The sequence below is a fragment of the Halomarina pelagica genome (assembly GCF_024228315.1).
Lineage (GTDB): Archaea > Halobacteriota > Halobacteria > Halobacteriales > Haloarculaceae > Halomarina > Halomarina pelagica.
The window spans coordinates 1,299,110-1,314,806 of record NZ_CP100454.1; the positions used below are offsets into that span (position 1 = coordinate 1,299,110).

Genomic DNA, 15,697 nt, shown 5'->3' on the forward strand with positions numbered 1-15,697 from the left:
CGACGCGGCCGGCGCGCCTCCGTGACGTCGTTCGTCGTTCGTTATTTGTCGTGCGTTCGTCGCGTCGTTCGTCGTGCGTTCGTCGTTACCCGCCGCTACCCGCCGCTGACCGGCGGGAACATGGCGAGTTCGTCGTCCGCGTCGAGCACCGTCTCGTAGCCGTCGTCGCTCACGAACGGGTTGCGGGAGTTCCGGAGGACGCGGACGTGATCCCGCAGTTCGCCGTCGGCGTCGAGCACCTCCTCGCGGAGTTCCGGGTGCGCCTCCAGCAGGGCGTCGAGGGCGTCGCCGAACGTCGCCCCCGCCTCGAGGTCGAGCGGGACCTCCCGCTCGCCGGCGGTCTCGGCGAGGTTCGCGAAGAGCTTCCAGTGCATACCGGGGGTAGCGGCGGCGTGCAGATAGGTCTACTCCTGCCCGTCCGCGCCGACGCCGCGCTCGGCGTCCGCCAGCGGCGGGTGGCCCTCGCCGCGCGCCGCGGCCTCGAGCCGCCTGAGGAGGTCGGGGCGACCGAGGGCGTACAGGGTCTCTCCCGGGGCCAGCCCGCGTCCCCGCTTCGGGATCGCCTCGACGCCGTCCTCGCTCCGGATCGCGACCACGGACGCGCCGAGCGCGCCGACGGTGAGATCCCCCAGCGGGCTACCGTCCTCCACGTCCACGACGCCGAGGGTCTCGTCGGCCGCCCGGAGGAGCGCGGCGAACTCGCGGTCCGATCGCTCCTCGGCCGGGAGCGTCACGAGTCGGTACCGCTCGTCGGCGTCGAGGCGGTCGGCGTCGGCCGCGTCGAGCGCGAGCGTGACCGTCTCGCCCGCGACGGCGCGGATCTCCGCCGAGGCGACGAGCGCCGGCGGCGCGCCGCCCCACACCTGCACGAGGTCCCCCGGGCTGGCGCTGAACGCGGGGTCGGCGCGGACGGCGACCGCGGCGCTCCCCGGCGCGAGCGTCGGGCCGATCCCGGCCACGCGACTCCCCACGGCGAGGTACTCGACCTCGCCCTCCTCGGTGACGTCGAGGTCGACGTAGCCGACGCCGTAGTCCGCCTTCAGTCGGGTGACGAGCCGCGAGCGCAGTTCGTCCACCGTGAGCCCGCGCGGGAACGAGAGGGACTTGCCCGCGAGCCCCGCCTTCACCTCCGACGGAACGGGGTCGTGGTCGTCCATGTCGGCGATCTCCTCGGGGAGCGTGACGGTGATGTGCCGCCCGACGCTCCGGACGATGCGCCCGACCTCCGGGAGGTCCTCGTCGAAGAGGTCGGTCGCGATCCGGTCGCCGACGCGACCGCCGACGACGGCGGCGACCGCCCCCGCGAGGAACGCAGCCACGTTGACGAGCGCCGCCGTCTCGTCTATCGACCCCACTCCCTCGATCACGCCGCCGAGGATCGCGGTCGTGTTGAGCGCGAGCGCGACGACGCTCACGCCCGCGAGGACGGCGAGCCCGTCCGGGACGGCCCGGCGTGCGTACCACCGGTGGGCGGCGGCGACGCCGGCGGCGACCGCCCCCGCCACGAGGCCGAGGCTGACGACGAGCGCCGCGGCCGCCCCGGCCTGCGCGACCGCCTGGAGCTGGAGGGACGGCGTCGGGATCACCCCGCCACCTCCGCGAACCGGGTCAGCGCGTCGCGCGACCCGACCGCGTACAGTTCGTCGCCGGCGCGCAGGCGGGTCGAGCCGCGTGGCGCGAACCGCCACGCGCCGTCCTGACGGACCGCGAGGACGGCGACGTCGTACTCGTCGCGGACCGCCAGCGCGCCGAGGGTCCGCTCCGCGAGCGGCCCGTCCCCGACGGCGATCCGACGGACGCGCTGGCCCGCGCGTCGCAGCACCGCCAGCAGTTCGAACTCCCGGCGCGTCCCCCGCGCCTCGACGACGACAGTCGCCGACTCGCTCCCGAGGAGGTGGCGGGCGTCGGCACGCGAGACGGCGACCGTGACGCGCCCCTCGCCGCCCGCGGTCGTCGGCGCGCCGACGGCGGGAGCGGAGGCGTCCGCGTCGGCCGCGTCGGCCCCCCCGCTCCCCTCGCGCCCCCCGTCGGACCCGCCCGCGGAATCGGGCGGGGGGACCTCGGGTCCGCGGGGCGGCTCGTGGGGCGATCCCCCCGAGCGGGCGCTCACCACCGTTCCGCGGACGCACCGGTCGGCGGTGCGGAGGGTCACCTCGTCGCCGCGCGCGAGGCCGGTCGGGACGAGCACGTCGAGCGAGACGGCGCGCTCGCCCGACGGGACGCGCTTCGAGAGCCCGGACAGCGGCGGGGCGGCGCTGATCCGCGCTCGCCCGCGCTCGTCGAGGCCGACGTGCACGTCGGCGAGGTCGAACTCGGTCCGCAGACGGTCGGCGACGCGCGATTCGAGTTCGGAGAGGGGGAGGTCCGCGGGGAGCCGCCACTCCGCCGCGCGGACGCGCTCGCGGAGGTCGGCGGGCAGGGGCGGGTACCCCTCGATGTCGCCCACGTCACCGACGACGACGACGCGAACCTCGGTGCGGCCGCCGACGAGTTCGACCACGTCGGTCGAGAGCGTCCGGTCGCGCAGTCCCCTGAGCGACACGCGCTTCGGGAAGTCCGCGGCCATGGCGTCCCCGCGGGCGTGAGCGTACAGCGACATCATCACGATGACGACGATGGCGACGGCGGCCCGCTCCCCGGAGGCGAGCACCGCCCGATCGCTGAGCGCGAGCAGGCCGCTGTTGACGCCCGCGATGGCGAGGCCGAGGACGACGACCGCGAACCCGGGGATCGACACGCCGGTGAAGTAGCGCACGACGAACCCGAGCACCCACGACACGAGCGCGGGGATGACGCCCGTCAGGAGGCCGAGGTAGAGACCGACGAGGAGTTCGACCGGGAGGGAGGCCATGGCGGGGGCTTGTCCGACGGGTACAAATCGATGACGATAGGGACGCTTTTCCCGGGGGGCATCCCAGAGAGACCGTGAGACGCGCGCGGCTGCCGACCCCTGCTGCGGTCCGCCAGCCCCGGGTGGCCGTCTTCCTGACGGGCGTCGTCGCGGCGGTCGCCGTCGCCACCGGCGTCCTCGTCCTCGGCCTGCAGGTGCTCCTCGCGACGGAGATCCCGGTCCCGATCGTCGGGGCGGTCCCGCGCGGCGTCAGCCTGACGGCGGCGTTCACCGGGACGCTAACGGGGTTCGCCCTCCTGTTGAGCGCGCGCGGACTGCGCGGGGGGAGCCGACTGGCCTGGTACTCGGCGGTCGCCCTGCTCCCGCTCGTCGCGCTCCTCGGCGTGCTCCAGGCGACCCCCGTCTCGACGCCGGTGGTCGCCCTGTCGTTCGCGGCGCTGGCGCTGCTCGTCGACACCCGGGCGGCGTTCTCGCGCCCGACGGACCTCACGCCGACGCAGCTCGCCGCCATCGGCGCGATCGTCGGTTCGCAGCTGTACGGAACCGTCGGCGCGTACCTCCTGCGCGAGGACTTCACCGGTATCGAGACGCCCATACAGGCGTTCTACTTCTCGCTCGTCACCGCGAGCACGGTCGGCTACGGGGACGTCGCACCGACGAGCGACATCGCCCGCCTGTTCGCCGTGAGCGCCATCATTCTCGGGACGTCGAGCTTCGCCGCCGCCGCCGGCGCGCTGCTCGTCCCCGCCGTCGAAGCCCGCTTCGAACGTACCCTCGGAACCATGACCGACAAGAGCCTCTCGCTGCTCGAACGCCACGTCATCGTCGTCGGCCACGGCGACCTGACCGAACCGATCCTGGAAGAACTCACCGACGAGGACGCCGACTTCGTCGTCGTCACCGAGGACCCCGACGCTGCGGGCGTCCTCCGCGACCGCGGACTCCTCGTTTACGTGGGCGACCCGAGCGACGAGGAACCGCTCCGGCGCGTCGGGATCGAGCGCGCCCGGGCCGTCGTCGCGGCGACCGAGGACGACGCGCGGGACGCGCTCGTCGTCCTCACCGCCCGCGAGCTGAACCCGGACGTCCGCATCGTCGCCGCCGCGACCGACCGCGAGAACGTGAAGAAGCTCCGGCGCGCCGGGGCCGACACGATCATCAGCCCCGCGGTCATCGGCGGGCACCTGCTCGTCCGGAGCGCGCTCGGCACAGGTGGCATGGAGGCGCTCGCGGACCGCCTGCTCGACGTCGACGACGCCCGCGACCTCTGACGCGACGGCGCGACGCGCCCCCTCAATCGCGGGCCGGGTCGCCCGGCGTCGCGTCGAGGGGTCGCTCGAGGTGCGCGTCGACGGTCGGGAGCGCCTCGATCGCCGTCGCAAGCGCCGTGGAGAGCGATCCCGTCGTCCCGAGGGTCGTCGCGACCTCGTGGTCGACCCAGCGGTCGCGGTCGGCGTCGTACGTCGTCGACTCGACGACCTCGACCGCGTACCCGACGTCGGCACCGTCGTAGCCGCCCGCGTACGGCACCGCCCCGATCTCGACCCGGCCGGTGTGGTGCATCAGTCGGACTTCCCGCGTCCCCGGCACCGCGCCGCGGAGAATCAACACCTCCCAACGGAACGCCGTCATCGTCCGCCGACTCGGCGTCGGGAGTGTTCAATCCTATCGATGCTTGCGTCAGTTCAGGTGCGAAACAGTTCGCAACGATCGTCCGAGGGGGCCGTCGCGCTCAGAGGCGGTGGTTCCGATCGAGGATCGCCACGTCGCAGCCGAGGTCCCGGAGGCGCTCGAACGTCGGCCGCGAGACGAACCGGGAGGCCGCGCTCCGGTCCTGGCTCGCCCCGATGATGACGAGGTCGTAGGCGTCGGCGTTCGCGTCGAGGAACCGCTCGATGGGCGACCGCGAGACGCGCGTCTCGACGGTCGCGTCGACGGTCTCGACGATGTCCGCGAGCATCTGTTCGGCGCGACGGCGCTCTGCCTCCCGATCGATGCAGTGACAGACCGAGACGCGACCGGTGCGGCCGGCGAGGCGGGTGGCGAAGTCGACCATCTCGTGGGCGACGTCGCCGGTCTTGCGCACGGGGACGAGGATCCGCTTCCACGTGGTCCCGTCGAGCGAGCGGTGGACGAGCACGTCCACGTCGCCGCGAAACAGCTCCCTGACGAACGGCGAGAGACGGCCGCTATCGGTCTCGTAGGGCGTGACGACGAGGTCGCAGTTCGTCTCGTGGGCGGTGGCGAGCGTCGTCGACGCGGGGTTCGGTCCCGCCTCGGCCACGACCACCTCGCACGGGACGCCGATCTTCGTCCGGATGCGCGCCGCCCGGGACTCGAGGTCGGTCGCGGCCGCGGCCGCGGCGCGACGCTGGATCTCGGAGCCGTCCTCGACGTCGTCCGCCACGTCCGGGGCCTCGGAGTCCGGCCGCGCGGTCGAGCCGCTGTCGGTCGTGACGGCGGCGGTCCGCGGTGCGTCGGCCGCGTCCTCGAGGTCGGTCTCCGTGACCAGGTCGAGCAGGACGACCTTCCCGGCCTCGTGGGCGGCGGCGAGGCGCGCGCCGAGCATGGCGGTCGCGTCGCAGTCCGGGCCGCGCATCGGGACGAGCACGTGGTCGTCGCCCTTCGTCGAGAGGTAGAGGTAGCGCGAGCGGGCGCTGTAGAAGTTCCGCCGCCAGACGACGAACGCGATCGCGATGAGCGTGCTCGACGCCAGGATGCTGACCACGTAGGCGAGCCGTCCGTCGAAGAGGTAGCGACCGCTCGCCGACCGCGGGACGTCGGCGATGAGGATCAGCAGCGCGCTGGAGAACGCGGACGGTTCCTCGACGTCGAACGCCCAGGTGACCGCGCCGGTGAGGAAGACGGCGAGCGCGGCGCTGCCGGCGTGGACGTCCATCGGATCGGCCGGGTACACGTACGTGCCGGCGACGAACGCCACCCAGCCGCAGACGGCCCCCGCCGTCAGCCCCGCGACGAACCGAACCGGCGAGGAGTACTTCCCCCGCGGGTCGGCGAAGAGGGTGTACGTTCCGGCGGCGAGCGGCGGGAACAGCAGGAACGAGAAGCCCTCGAAGCTGTTCGACACCATCGTGACGAGGGCGATGAGGAGGGGGACGAGCAGCAGCGCCGACACGTGGACGAGGTTGTGCGTCGCCTCGAGCCAGACGCGGAACTCGTGGAGTTCGCGGCGCTCCGCTCGCCGGAGTCGTCTGAATAGTCGGTACAACCGTTCCCCCTTCACGACAGTACATCGAACGAGGAGGGGTATTGGGCGTTTCGCCTACGACTCCGTCACAGCCTCGTCGCCGCCGTGAGCGCGATCTCGATGGCGCGCTCGACGTTGTTCCGCGCCTTCTCCGGGAGTTCCTCGTCCTCGGTCTCGCCCTTCTGGGTACCCTCGACGAGGTTGCCGTCGACGGTGCAGATCGCCCCCGCGCGCAGGCCCTTCCGGCGGGCGAGCGTGAAGACGGCGGCGGCCTCCATCTCGACCGCGAGGAGGCCGGCCGCCTCCCAGTCGCGGACGAAGGCGTCGTCCTCGGCGTAGTACGCGTCGTCGGAGGCGATTGGGCCGACGTGGACCTGACCCACGCGCCCGCCGTCGATCTCGGCGCTCTCGACGAGCGCGGTCACCACGTCGTAGTCGGGGACGGCGGGGTACTCGACGGACTCGTATCGCTTCGTCGTCCCCTCGTTCTTCGCCGCGCCCGTGGCGACGACCATGTCGCCGATCTCGATGCCGCGCTGGAGCGCCCCCGTCGTGCCCACCCGGAGGAACGTCTCGACCCCGACGTTCGACAGTTCCTCGACGGCGATGGCGGCGGAGGGACAGCCGATACCGGTCGAGCAGATCGTGAGTTCGCGCCCCTCGAACGCGGCGTTGACGACCCGGTACTCGCGGTTCTCGGCGACGACCTCGCGCTCCTCGCACCGCGCGGCGATGCGATCGACCCGACCGGGGTCGCCGGGGATGAGCGCGATGTCGGTCACGTCGCCCGGTTCGACGAGGAGGTGGGGCTGCTTGGCCATACCTGCGCCTCCGCGGCGCGAGGTAAAAGTGAGTCGGGTCGGGACCGTCAGGTCAGGAGGAGCACGCCGACCGGGAAGAGGAGCACCAGCGCGACGGCGTAGACGACGACGGAGATCGCCCAGTCGCCGCGGACGCGGCCGGCGTCGCCGTCGGTCCCCCCGCCGAAGCGCGGGTAGACGACGTAGCCGAAGAGCCAGTAGAGCGCGAGGACGACGACGAGCGCCGCGACGGCGGCCGGGACGAGCGCCACGCCGAGGACGCTCGATCCCGGTGGGAGCACCGCCTCGGCGACGAGGAAGGCGATCGCGAACAGCGCCCCGGCGAGGATCCCCGCCGTGTAGTGCGCCGAGAGCGCCTCGGTCTCCGTGAGGTCGTCGCGCGAGCGGCCGTAGAGGACCGACGCGGCGGCGAACGCGGGCGTCAGGCCCTCCGGGAGCCGCCGCATCACCGGACTCGCCACCAGCGCCGCGCCGAACCCCGCGAGCATCGCCACGGCGACGACGAGGAGGGGGGACGGCGCGGCCTGTAGTACCGTCATGACGGAAGCCGGGGACGGAGCCGGCATAGTAGTCTCGATCGCCCCCGTCGAGTCAGGCCGATCCGCAGCGCTCGGCGACGGCCGCCGGGTCGAGCGGCGGGCGCGCCCCGGGCGCGCCGGCGACGAGCGCGCCGCAGGCGTTGGCGACCGCGAGCGCCCGCTCGTAGCCGCCGCCGTCGACGAGCGTCGCGACGAACCCGGCGGCGAAGGCGTCGCCCGCGCCGGTCGAGTCGATCGCCTCGACGGCGTAGCCGGGGTGGGTGATCCGGCCCTCGGGCGTGTCGGCCGCCGCGCCGCCCGCGCCGCACTTCGTGACGACGACCCGACCCGGCGGGACCCGTTCCCCGATCACCTCGGCCTCGCGCTCGTTCAGGAAGACGACGTCCGCGAGCGCGAGCACCTCGTCGTCCGCTCGACCCTCGAGGCGGCGACCGGGGTCGAAGCTCACGCCCATGCCGGCCTCGCGGGCGCGCGCGGCGAGCCCCGCCGCCGTCGCGGAGTCCTGTCCGGTCAGGTGGAGGTGTTCCGCGCGCTCGAAGTAGTCGTCGGGGGCCGTCTCGACCGAGAACGCCTCGTTGACGCCCTCGGTGCCGAGGACGTACGTCTCGCCGTCGGGCGTGACCACGAGGTACTTCACGGCGGTCATCCCCCCCTCGACGACCCGGACGCCCCTCGCGTCGACGCCCGCCTCGCGGAGTTCTCGGCGGGCGTTCCGCCCCTCGTGATCGTCGGCGACCGCGCCGACGAGTCCCGAGGCCACGTCGAGGCTGGCGAGCGCGCAGGCGACGTTGGCGGCGCTCCCGCCCCCGCCCTCGCACCGATCGCCGATCCGGGCCTCGGCGTCCGGCGCGGGGAACGTATCGACGAAGAGGGTGACGTCCCAGTTGACGTGCCCGGCGCAGACGACGCGCATACCACGAGGAAAGGGACGACGGGGGCAAAACCCTGCTGGCCCGGGATCAGGGCGCGAGGAGCGGGAACGGGAGCGGGACGGCGGTCGCGGCGGACGGAACGGGAGCGACGGACGTGACGGAGACCACAGACGCGGCCGGCGCGACGGGATCGGCCATCGCGAACAGGACGAGGTTGTGCGCGCCGGGACCGAGCCCGACGGCGGTGACGCCCGCGAGCAGGAGGAAGCCCCACCTCGGGTCCTCCCGGACGTAGTCGGCGAGCACGGCGACGACGAACGTTCCGAGCAGGACCTTCACGAGGACGAACAGCCAGACCGATCCGACGTAGGGTTCGGTCGGCAGGGCCGCGCCGACCTCGATGATCGCCTGCGAGAGCGGCGTCTGCTCGCCGAAGCCGAGCACGTCGATGCCGACGGCCGTCGAGACGCCGTCGAGAGTGTGCGCGAAGACGCCGAGGAAGCCGGCGGTGGCCGTCGTCCGCACCGCGCCGGGGCGCACTTCGCGGAGTCCGATCCAGGCGAGCCCGGCGACGACGGCCGAGAGGACGAGACCGACGGTCGGCCAGAGGAGTTGCGCCGGCGGGTTCGCGAACGCGACGACGAGCGACAGGCCGAGGACGGCGCTCATGGCTCCGAGGCCGGCGACGAGGAGGGCGACGGTACCGAATCGCGGGTCGTCGTTCGTCAGCGACGCGAGCGCCCAGACGTAGGCCATGACGGCGAACGTCGTCAGGTAGACCGTCGGGGAGCCGAACAGGGGCGCGAGGACGGCGGGGATCACCGCCACCTGATACAGCGCGTAGAGGCCCGCTCCCGTGACCATCCACGGCGCGAACGCGACGACCGTGACCTCCGTGACGGCGGGGCGAGCGAGCGCGAGCGCGGCCAGCGCGAGCGCGACCGCACCCGCGACGAGCAGCAGATACGGTAGCGGTGGGACGGAGAACCCCGCCGGCAGTGGCATGTGAGGGAGACGGGGGCGAAGCCTCGAAAGTCTTTACAATCGGTTTTTGTACCGCCGGTCGGAGGGGAGGGGTATGGACCGCGAGGAGTTCGCCGCGCGAATCGATCACACCGTCCTCGGGCCGGAGACGACGCCCGCAGACGCAGAGCGCGTCGTCCGCGAGGCCGAGGAGCGGGGGATGAACGCCTGCATACCGCCGTGCTACGTCGCGGGGGTGGACGCGGAGGCGACGGTCGCCACCGTGATCGGCTTCCCGCACGGTCAGCACGCCACGGACGCGAAGCGCGACGAGGCCGAGACCGCCTGGCGCGACGGTGCCGACGAACTCGACCTCGTGATCAACGTCGGGCGGCTGAAGGCGGGCGACGACGCGGCCGTCCGCGACGAGATCGCCGAGGTGGTGGCGGCCACGCCCCTCCCGGTGAAGGTGATCGTCGAGACGGCGCTGCTCACCGACGACGAGAAGCGCCGCGCCTGCGCGGCGGCCCGCGACGCGGACGCCGCGATGGTGAAGACCTCGACGGGCTTCGCCGACGGCGGCGCGACCGTCGCGGACGTCGAACTCATGGCCGAGTACCTGCCCGTCAAGGCGAGCGGCGGGGTCGGGAGCTACGAGGAGGCGATGGCGATGATCGAGGCGGGCGCGGCGCGCATCGGGGCGTCGAGCGGCGTCGAGATTGTCGAGGGCTACCCGGCGGATCCGGCGGAGTAGACGGCGTCGAGTGCGCGAGCCGCCACCGACAGCTCGCGGCGGCCCGCGGCGGCAGTGATCGGCGCGGTCCTCCGCGCCGGCGAACGGTCGTCGCAGGACCCGAAAGCGGGCGGTCGTCGCGAGATCGTCCGGAGTTGCGCTCGCAGCCCTCGAATTTTTGCCCCGGAGTCGAGTAGACGCCGGCATGTCGCGCCTGCCGCTGCCGTCCGACCGCTCGCGCGTCGCGTGGTGGCTCCTGACCGGCGCGCTGGCGGCGCTGTTGCTGTTCGCCGTGTTCAGCCTGATCGGGACGGTCGTCCTCGGACTGTTCGTCTACTACGGGCTGCGGCCGGTCTGCCGTCGGCTCCGCTCCATCGTCGGCTCCAGGGGGGAGGCGGCGGCGCTGACCCTGCTCGCGGTCGCGCTGCCGGTGGCGGTGCTGCTGGCCTACGTCGGGGTCGCCGGCCTGCGCGAACTCGGGCCGCTGTTGCGGACCTACGGCTCGGTGCTCGAACCCTACCTGAACGTCTCGTCGCTCAAGTCCCACCCCCTCCGGACGCTGTCGCGGTTCCTCCGGAACCCCGGGACGCCCTCGCTCTCGCAGGTGCTCTCGGCGTGGGGGACGTTCGTCGGTCCAGTGCTGACGGGAGTGACGCACCTGTTCGTCGCCGTCACGCTCGCGTTCTTCCTGCTCAGGGACGACGTCCGCATCGCGCGGTGGTTCCGCTCCGAGATCGGGGACGCGGGGACCACCGCCTACGCCTACGCCACGGCGGTCGATCGCGACCTCGAGACCATCTACTTCAGCAACGTGCTCCTCGTCTTCCTCGTCGCGGGGCTCTCGCTGGTGACGTACCACGCGTACAACCTCGTCGCGCCCGCGAGCCTCGTCGTCCCCTTCCCGACCGTCCTCGCGCTGCTGACCGGCGTGGCAAGTCTCATTCCTATCGTGGTCGGGAAGGTGGTGTACGTCCCGCTGACGGCCTACCTGGGGTGGAAGGCGGCCCGGATCGATCCGTCGCTGGTGATCTACCCGGCGGCCCTGTTCGCGGTGGCGCTGCTCGCGCTCGACCTGATCCCGCTCACGTTCCTGCTCCCGAAGCTGGCGGCGCGCAAGACCCACGTCGGCCTCGTGATGTTCGCCTACGTCGTCGGGACGATCCTGTTCGGCTGGTACGGGCTCTTCCTCGGTCCGCTGCTGGTGGTCCTCGGGATCCAGGTGGTCCGCGTCGTCTTCAGCGAGCTGATCCACGGGGAGCCGGTCACCCCGACCGTCCGCGCGGCCGGCGCGATGGGCTCCGAACCCAAGGGCGACGCCGGGGAGTCGGACTAGGCGGTGTCCGCGAAGCGTCGGCCTTTTGCTCGCTCGCGCCCCAGCACCGGACGGAGACACGACATGGCCCGCTACCACATCGAGACCTACGGCTGCACCGCCAATCGGGGTGAGAGCCGCGTCATCGAGCAGGCGCTCAGGGACGGCGGCCACCACCGGGCCGAGGGCGTCGAGGAGGCGGACGTGGCGATCCTCAACACCTGCACCGTGGTCGAGAAGACCGAGCGCAACATGCTCAGGCGGGCCGAGGAACTGGAGCGGGAGACGGCGGACCTCATCGTCACCGGGTGCATGGCGCTCGCGCAGGGCGAGGCGTTCCGCGAGGCGGGCGTCGACGCGCGCGTCCTCCACTGGGACGACGTTCCCGGGGCCGTCCTCAACGGCGAGTGCCCGACGCCGACGCCAGACTCGGAGCCCGTCCTCGACGGCGTCGTCGGCATCCTTCCCATCGCCCGGGGGTGCATGAGCGATTGCTCCTACTGCATCACGAAGAAGGCGACCGGGCGGATCGACTCGCCGCCGATCGAGGAGAACGTGGCGAAGGCCCGCGCGCTCGTCCACGCCGGGGCGAAGGAGATCCGCGTCACCGGCCAGGACACCGGCGTCTACGGCTGGGACGCGGGCGAGCGGACGCTCCACGAACTCCTCGATCGCATCTGCGACATCGACGGCGAGTTCCGCGTGCGCGTCGGGATGGCGAACCCGAAGGGCGTCCACGGCATCCGCGAGGAACTCGCCCGGGTGTTCGCCGAGAACGAGAAGCTCTACAACTTCCTGCACGTCCCCGTCCAGTCCGGTTCGAACGACGTGCTGGGCGACATGCGCCGCCAGCACCAGGTGCGCGAGTTCGTGGAGGTCGTGGAGACGTTCGACGCGCACCTCGACCACTGGACGCTCTCGACGGACTTCATCGTCGGCTTCCCGACCGAGACCGACGCGGACCACAGAAAGAGCCTCGAGCTGTTCGAGCGGGTGCGCCCGGAGAAGGTGAACGTCACGCGCTTCTCGAAGCGCCCGGGCACGGACGCGGCGGAGATGAAGGGCCTCGGCGGGACGCTCAAGAAGGAGCGGTCGAAGGAGATGGTCGACCTGAAGATGCGCCTCGTCGGCGAGGCCCACGAGGAGATGGTCGGGGAGACCCACGAGGTGCTCGTCGTCGAACCCGGGACCGGCGACTCGGTGAAGTGCTACGACGAGGCCTACCGGCAGGTGATCGTCACGGACGCCGAGGAGCGCGGGATCGAACCCGGAGAGTTCCACGAGGTCGAGATCACGAGCGCCGAGACGGTCTACTGCTTCGGCGAACCGATCTGACGCTCGCGCCGAACGCGCGGCCCCGACGAGGGCGGACTGGCCTACGCGAGCGCGGGGTCGAGTATCGACCGCGGGAGGTGCTCGCGGACGAGCGGGATCGCCGCCCGGGGGTCCGCGAGGTCGGTCGGGGGGAGCGTGGAGACGTCGGTATCGACCATCCGTTCGAGGACGGCGGGATTGGTCCGCTCTGCCGCCGTCGCGCCCTCGAACTCGTTGAGGACGACGGCACGTACCTCGACGTCCCGCCGGTCGAGCGCCTCGACCGTGAGCGCGGTGTGGTTGAGCGTCCCCAGTCCGGATCGGGCGACCACGACCGCCGGGAGACGGAGGTCGGCGACGAGATCGACGACCTCGCGGTCGTCCGTCAACGGTACGCGCAACCCGCCGATCCCCTCGACGACGCCGGCCTCGGCGTCCGCGAGCGCGCGCTCGCAGCCGTCCCTGACGGCCGCGTACGACAGCGTCCTCCCCTCGCGCTCGGCCGCGACGGCGGGGGCGAGCGGCGGGCCGAACCGCTCGACGCAGGTCGCCGCCGCGCCGGTGCCGCAGGCGTCGGCGACGAACCCCGCGTCGTCGTCGGGGGGACAGCCCGTCTGGACCGGCTTGATCGCGCGGGCGTCGACGCCCGTTTCGCGGAGCCAGCCGACCAGGCCGGCCGTGACGACCGTCTTCCCGACGCCGGTGTCGGTCCCGACGACCGCGAGGCCGCGGGGACTCACAGCAGCCCCTCGGCGCGCCCCGCCGCCTCGAACGCGGCGAGACAGCGGTCGATCTCCTCGTCGGTGTGCGTCGCCGTGGGCGCGACGCGAACGCGACTGGTCCCGTCGGGGACCGTCGGGGGGCGGATCGCCGGGGCGACGATACCGCGTTCACGGAGGCGCTCGCCGAGCGACAGCGCGGCCGCGCGCTCGCCGACGACGACGGGGAGGATCTGCGTCTCCCCGCGGACGTCGTACCCCATCGACGTCAACCCCTCGCGGAGGCGCTCGACGTTCCGCCAGAGCCGGTCGCGGCGGTCCGACGAGCGAGCGACGCGCAGCGCCTCCCGGGCCGCCCCGACCGCCGGCGGGGCCAGCCCCGTCGAGAAGACGAACGGACGCGCCGCGTTCAGCAGGTGTTCGACCAGGGGCTCGCTCCCGGCGACGTAGCCGCCCTGACTGGCGAGCGCCTTCGAGAGCGTTCCCATCTGGACCTGCACGCGATCGGCGAGTCCCTCCCGCTGGACGATTCCGCCGCCGTCCTCGTACAGCCCCGTCGCGTGCGCCTCGTCGACCATGACCCACGCGCCGTGGCGTTCCGCGACGTCGCAGACGTCCGGCAGGGGTGCGACGTCCCCGTCCATGCTGAACACGGAGTCGGTGACGACCAGCCACCGCTCGCCGTCGGCTTCCGCCCGCTCCCGACGGGCGAGCGCGTCGGCGAGCGCATCCGCGTCGCAGTGGTCGTAGACGACCGTCTCCGCCCCCGAGAGCCGACAGCCGTCGACGATGCTCGCGTGGTTGGCTTCGTCCGAGAAGACGACGTCCGGCCCGAGCGCCGCGACCGTCCCGACGTTCGTCGCGTAACCCGAGGAGAAGACGAGCGCGCGCTCGGCGTCTTTCGCGCCCGCGAGATCCTGCTCCAGCGCGCGGTGGCAGCCCGTGTCGCCCGTGAGTAATCGGCTCGCGCCCGCCCCGGTGCCGACCGCCTCCGCCGCCTCCGCCGCGGCGCGTCGGGTGCGCTCGTCCGCGGCCAACCCGAGGTAGTCGTTCGCGGCGAAGATCAGTCGCTCCTCCTCGTACTCCGGCGCGGACCCCTTGGGGTCCGGAGCCATCCGCGAGCGGGACGCGACGCGGTCGACCGGCTGGAGATCCCGCCGAAGGTCGCGGGCCTCGCGCTCTGCGAGGCGAGCGGCCGGGTCGAAGCCGTGGGCCGTCCCGCCCGTCGGTCGCTCCTCGTCGGCCCCACCCGGCGGGGGATCGGTCGCTCGGTCCATCGATCTCAGAACTCCGGCATCAGCTCCGCCGGGCCGAAGACGCCGTACTCGCCCGCCCGGTTCCGTCCGACCGCCGCCTTCAGGTACCCCAGCGCGGGACCGTTGACGTTCGCCGCCATGCTCGTGGCGTCGTCCAGTCGGAAGACGTTCGTCCCCCGCGCGCCGTCGAACGTCGTGCCCGTCACCCGCACGGTCGTGGTCGTGGGCTTCTCGTCAGACGTGAGGTCGAGGATGCCGCCGACGGTGACGTCCTCGGCGTCGCAGATCCCCGCCCGCTCCAGCAGGACGTCGTCGGCGTGCGCCATGTCGCGGAACTCGAGGACGCCGTCGTGCTCGTCGACGATCGCCTCGATCTCGTCGTCGCTCATCCCGCGGATCGTCTCGACGTCGTACCCGTCGAGGTGCGCGACGTCCTCTCGGACCGTCCCCCGGTTGTCCTCGTAGCCCGATTCGAGGCCGACGCCCCACCAGATCTCGACCGCCTCGACCTCGACGAACGACTGGGCGGCCAGCGCCGCCGCGCCCGTCAGGAAGCCCGGCGTCGCGCCCGCCCCGCAGACGAACGTGACGCCGTGCTCCTCGAACGCGTCGGCGCGGTCGTCGAGCATCCCGATGACCCGCGAGCGCTTGAGCACGTCGACGAGGACGCCCGAGTAGTCGGCCGCCACGAAGCGATCTGCGACCCGCGGGACGAAGTCGTGTTCGAGGTTCGGGAGCGCGATCAGCACCGCGTCGATGGCGTCGCTCTCGGCGACGACGTCGTCGATCGGCGTGTCGGTCGGCACGGCCTGCGTCGAGGCCGCGACGCCCGTCCCCCCGCCCACCTCCTCGACCGCGGACGCGCCGCCGTCGGAGGCGACGTTACCCTCCGTCGCGGCCAGCAGTTCGTCCACGTCGAGTCCGTCGTGGTCGATCGCGACGCCGTCGCGGTCGCAGGCCGCGACGGGAACGAGGTCGTCCCTGTGCTCCGAGACGGCGAGCGTTCGTCGGCCGATACCGCCGGTGCCGAGTACGGCGAATGTAACGTCGTTCATGGTCGTGTCGAATGTGGTCGGTCGGTGCGTCGTCGGTCGGTGCGTCGTCGGTCG

At 72.8% G+C, this 15,697-nt stretch carries 16 protein-coding genes; 4 read left to right on the plus strand and 12 right to left on the minus strand.

What is annotated here, in order from left to right; all coding sequences use genetic code 11:
• Nucleotides 1–95: 95 nt before the first annotated feature.
• From NKI68_RS06865 to NKI68_RS06875, 3 genes are read right to left on the minus strand one after another with little or no spacing between them, the layout of a single operon-like run.
• Complete coding sequence (locus NKI68_RS06865; protein WP_254545966.1) at nucleotides 96–374, minus strand: ubiquitin-like small modifier protein 1; 279 nt, start codon at nucleotides 372–374, stop codon at nucleotides 96–98.
• A 30-nt stretch (nucleotides 375–404) separates the two neighbouring features.
• Complete coding sequence (locus NKI68_RS06870; protein ID WP_254545967.1) at nucleotides 405–1,586, minus strand: DUF8167 domain-containing protein; 1,182 nt, start codon at nucleotides 1,584–1,586, stop codon at nucleotides 405–407.
• A complete protein-coding gene (locus tag NKI68_RS06875; RefSeq protein WP_254545968.1) occupies nucleotides 1,583–2,851 on the minus strand; it encodes a potassium channel family protein in 1,269 nt (422 codons plus the stop codon). The genes NKI68_RS06870 and NKI68_RS06875 overlap by 4 nt, the downstream gene beginning before the upstream one ends.
• 74 nt (nucleotides 2,852–2,925) lie before the next feature.
• On the opposite strand from NKI68_RS06875, the gene NKI68_RS06880 reads away from it, so the two are divergent.
• Nucleotides 2,926–4,122 (plus strand): NAD-binding protein, encoded by a 1,197-nt coding sequence (locus tag NKI68_RS06880; protein WP_368410935.1) that lies wholly within the window; start codon nucleotides 2,926–2,928, stop codon nucleotides 4,120–4,122.
• A gap of 22 nt (nucleotides 4,123–4,144) precedes the next feature.
• Here the strand turns inward: NKI68_RS06880 and NKI68_RS06885 are convergent, their stop codons facing one another.
• From NKI68_RS06885 to NKI68_RS06910, 6 genes are all read right to left on the minus strand, one after another.
• Entirely contained in the window at nucleotides 4,145–4,483 is a 339-nt protein-coding gene (locus tag NKI68_RS06885) for a hypothetical protein (protein ID WP_254545969.1), read from the minus strand.
• A gap of 100 nt (nucleotides 4,484–4,583) precedes the next feature.
• On the minus strand, nucleotides 4,584–6,095 hold the full coding sequence (locus NKI68_RS06890) for an HPP family protein (RefSeq protein ID WP_254545970.1): 1,512 nt from the start codon (nucleotides 6,093–6,095) through the stop codon (nucleotides 4,584–4,586).
• 50 nt (nucleotides 6,096–6,145) lie between these two features.
• The gene (locus NKI68_RS06895) at nucleotides 6,146–6,880 is read right to left on the minus strand and encodes a guanosine phosphorylase (RefSeq protein ID WP_254545971.1); all 735 of its coding nucleotides are present in this window, start codon (nucleotides 6,878–6,880) and stop codon (nucleotides 6,146–6,148) included.
• 47 nt (nucleotides 6,881–6,927) lie between these two features.
• Complete coding sequence (locus tag NKI68_RS06900) at nucleotides 6,928–7,419, minus strand: hypothetical protein (protein ID WP_254545972.1); 492 nt, start codon at nucleotides 7,417–7,419, stop codon at nucleotides 6,928–6,930.
• A gap of 52 nt (nucleotides 7,420–7,471) precedes the next feature.
• Complete coding sequence (locus tag NKI68_RS06905; RefSeq protein WP_254545973.1) at nucleotides 7,472–8,332, minus strand: ATP-dependent ribose-1-phosphate kinase; 861 nt, start codon at nucleotides 8,330–8,332, stop codon at nucleotides 7,472–7,474.
• A gap of 46 nt (nucleotides 8,333–8,378) precedes the next feature.
• A complete protein-coding gene (locus tag NKI68_RS06910) occupies nucleotides 8,379–9,296 on the minus strand; it encodes a DUF63 family protein (protein ID WP_254545974.1) in 918 nt (305 codons plus the stop codon).
• Nucleotides 9,297–9,369: 73 nt separating this feature from the next.
• On the opposite strand from NKI68_RS06910, the gene deoC reads away from it, so the two are divergent.
• The 3 genes from deoC (at nucleotide 9,370) to NKI68_RS06925 (ending at nucleotide 12,634) form a co-directional block, all read left to right on the plus strand.
• Complete coding sequence (deoC, locus tag NKI68_RS06915; RefSeq protein ID WP_254545975.1) at nucleotides 9,370–10,008, plus strand: deoxyribose-phosphate aldolase; 639 nt, start codon at nucleotides 9,370–9,372, stop codon at nucleotides 10,006–10,008.
• 184 nt (nucleotides 10,009–10,192) lie between these two features.
• On the plus strand, nucleotides 10,193–11,320 hold the full coding sequence (locus tag NKI68_RS06920) for an AI-2E family transporter (protein WP_254545976.1): 1,128 nt from the start codon (nucleotides 10,193–10,195) through the stop codon (nucleotides 11,318–11,320).
• A 63-nt stretch (nucleotides 11,321–11,383) separates the two neighbouring features.
• Nucleotides 11,384–12,634, plus strand: a complete 1,251-nt coding sequence (locus tag NKI68_RS06925) for a tRNA (N(6)-L-threonylcarbamoyladenosine(37)-C(2))-methylthiotransferase (RefSeq protein WP_254545977.1) — start codon at nucleotides 11,384–11,386, stop codon at nucleotides 12,632–12,634.
• Between the two features lie 41 nt (nucleotides 12,635–12,675).
• Here the strand turns inward: NKI68_RS06925 and bioD are convergent, their stop codons facing one another.
• Genes bioD through bioU form a run of 3 tightly spaced genes read right to left on the minus strand, consistent with a single transcriptional unit; the run spans nucleotide 12,676 to nucleotide 15,643 of the window.
• The gene (gene bioD / locus NKI68_RS06930; RefSeq protein WP_254545978.1) at nucleotides 12,676–13,353 is read right to left on the minus strand and encodes a dethiobiotin synthase; all 678 of its coding nucleotides are present in this window, start codon (nucleotides 13,351–13,353) and stop codon (nucleotides 12,676–12,678) included.
• Complete coding sequence (locus tag NKI68_RS06935; protein WP_254545979.1) at nucleotides 13,350–14,609, minus strand: aminotransferase class I/II-fold pyridoxal phosphate-dependent enzyme; 1,260 nt, start codon at nucleotides 14,607–14,609, stop codon at nucleotides 13,350–13,352. Before NKI68_RS06935 ends, bioD begins: the two co-directional genes overlap by 4 nt.
• 5 nt (nucleotides 14,610–14,614) lie before the next feature.
• Nucleotides 14,615–15,643, minus strand: a complete 1,029-nt coding sequence (bioU, locus tag NKI68_RS06940; RefSeq protein ID WP_254545980.1) for a (S)-8-amino-7-oxononanoate synthase BioU — start codon at nucleotides 15,641–15,643, stop codon at nucleotides 14,615–14,617.
• Between the last annotated feature and the right edge of the window lie 54 nt (nucleotides 15,644–15,697).

Bases quoted from the DNA above. Each gene is read 5' to 3' on its own strand.
- NKI68_RS06865 (WP_254545966.1), bottom strand. From the start codon at position 374: ATGCACTGGAAGCTCTTCGCGAACCTCGCCGAGACCGCCGGCGAGCGG.
- NKI68_RS06875 (WP_254545968.1), bottom strand. From the start codon at position 2,851: ATGGCCTCCCTCCCGGTCGAACTCCTCGTCGGTCTCTACCTCGGCCTC.
- NKI68_RS06885 (WP_254545969.1), bottom strand. From the start codon at position 4,483: ATGACGGCGTTCCGTTGGGAGGTGTTGATTCTCCGCGGCGCGGTGCCG.
- NKI68_RS06895 (WP_254545971.1), bottom strand. From the start codon at position 6,880: ATGGCCAAGCAGCCCCACCTCCTCGTCGAACCGGGCGACGTGACCGAC.
- NKI68_RS06900 (WP_254545972.1), bottom strand. From the start codon at position 7,419: ATGACGGTACTACAGGCCGCGCCGTCCCCCCTCCTCGTCGTCGCCGTG.
- NKI68_RS06905 (WP_254545973.1), bottom strand. From the start codon at position 8,332: ATGCGCGTCGTCTGCGCCGGGCACGTCAACTGGGACGTCACCCTCTTC.
- NKI68_RS06910 (WP_254545974.1), bottom strand. From the start codon at position 9,296: ATGCCACTGCCGGCGGGGTTCTCCGTCCCACCGCTACCGTATCTGCTG.
- deoC (WP_254545975.1), top strand. From the start codon at position 9,370: ATGGACCGCGAGGAGTTCGCCGCGCGAATCGATCACACCGTCCTCGGG.
- NKI68_RS06920 (WP_254545976.1), top strand. From the start codon at position 10,193: ATGTCGCGCCTGCCGCTGCCGTCCGACCGCTCGCGCGTCGCGTGGTGG.
- NKI68_RS06925 (WP_254545977.1), top strand. From the start codon at position 11,384: ATGGCCCGCTACCACATCGAGACCTACGGCTGCACCGCCAATCGGGGT.
- NKI68_RS06935 (WP_254545979.1), bottom strand. From the start codon at position 14,609: ATGGACCGAGCGACCGATCCCCCGCCGGGTGGGGCCGACGAGGAGCGA.
- bioU (WP_254545980.1), bottom strand. From the start codon at position 15,643: ATGAACGACGTTACATTCGCCGTACTCGGCACCGGCGGTATCGGCCGA.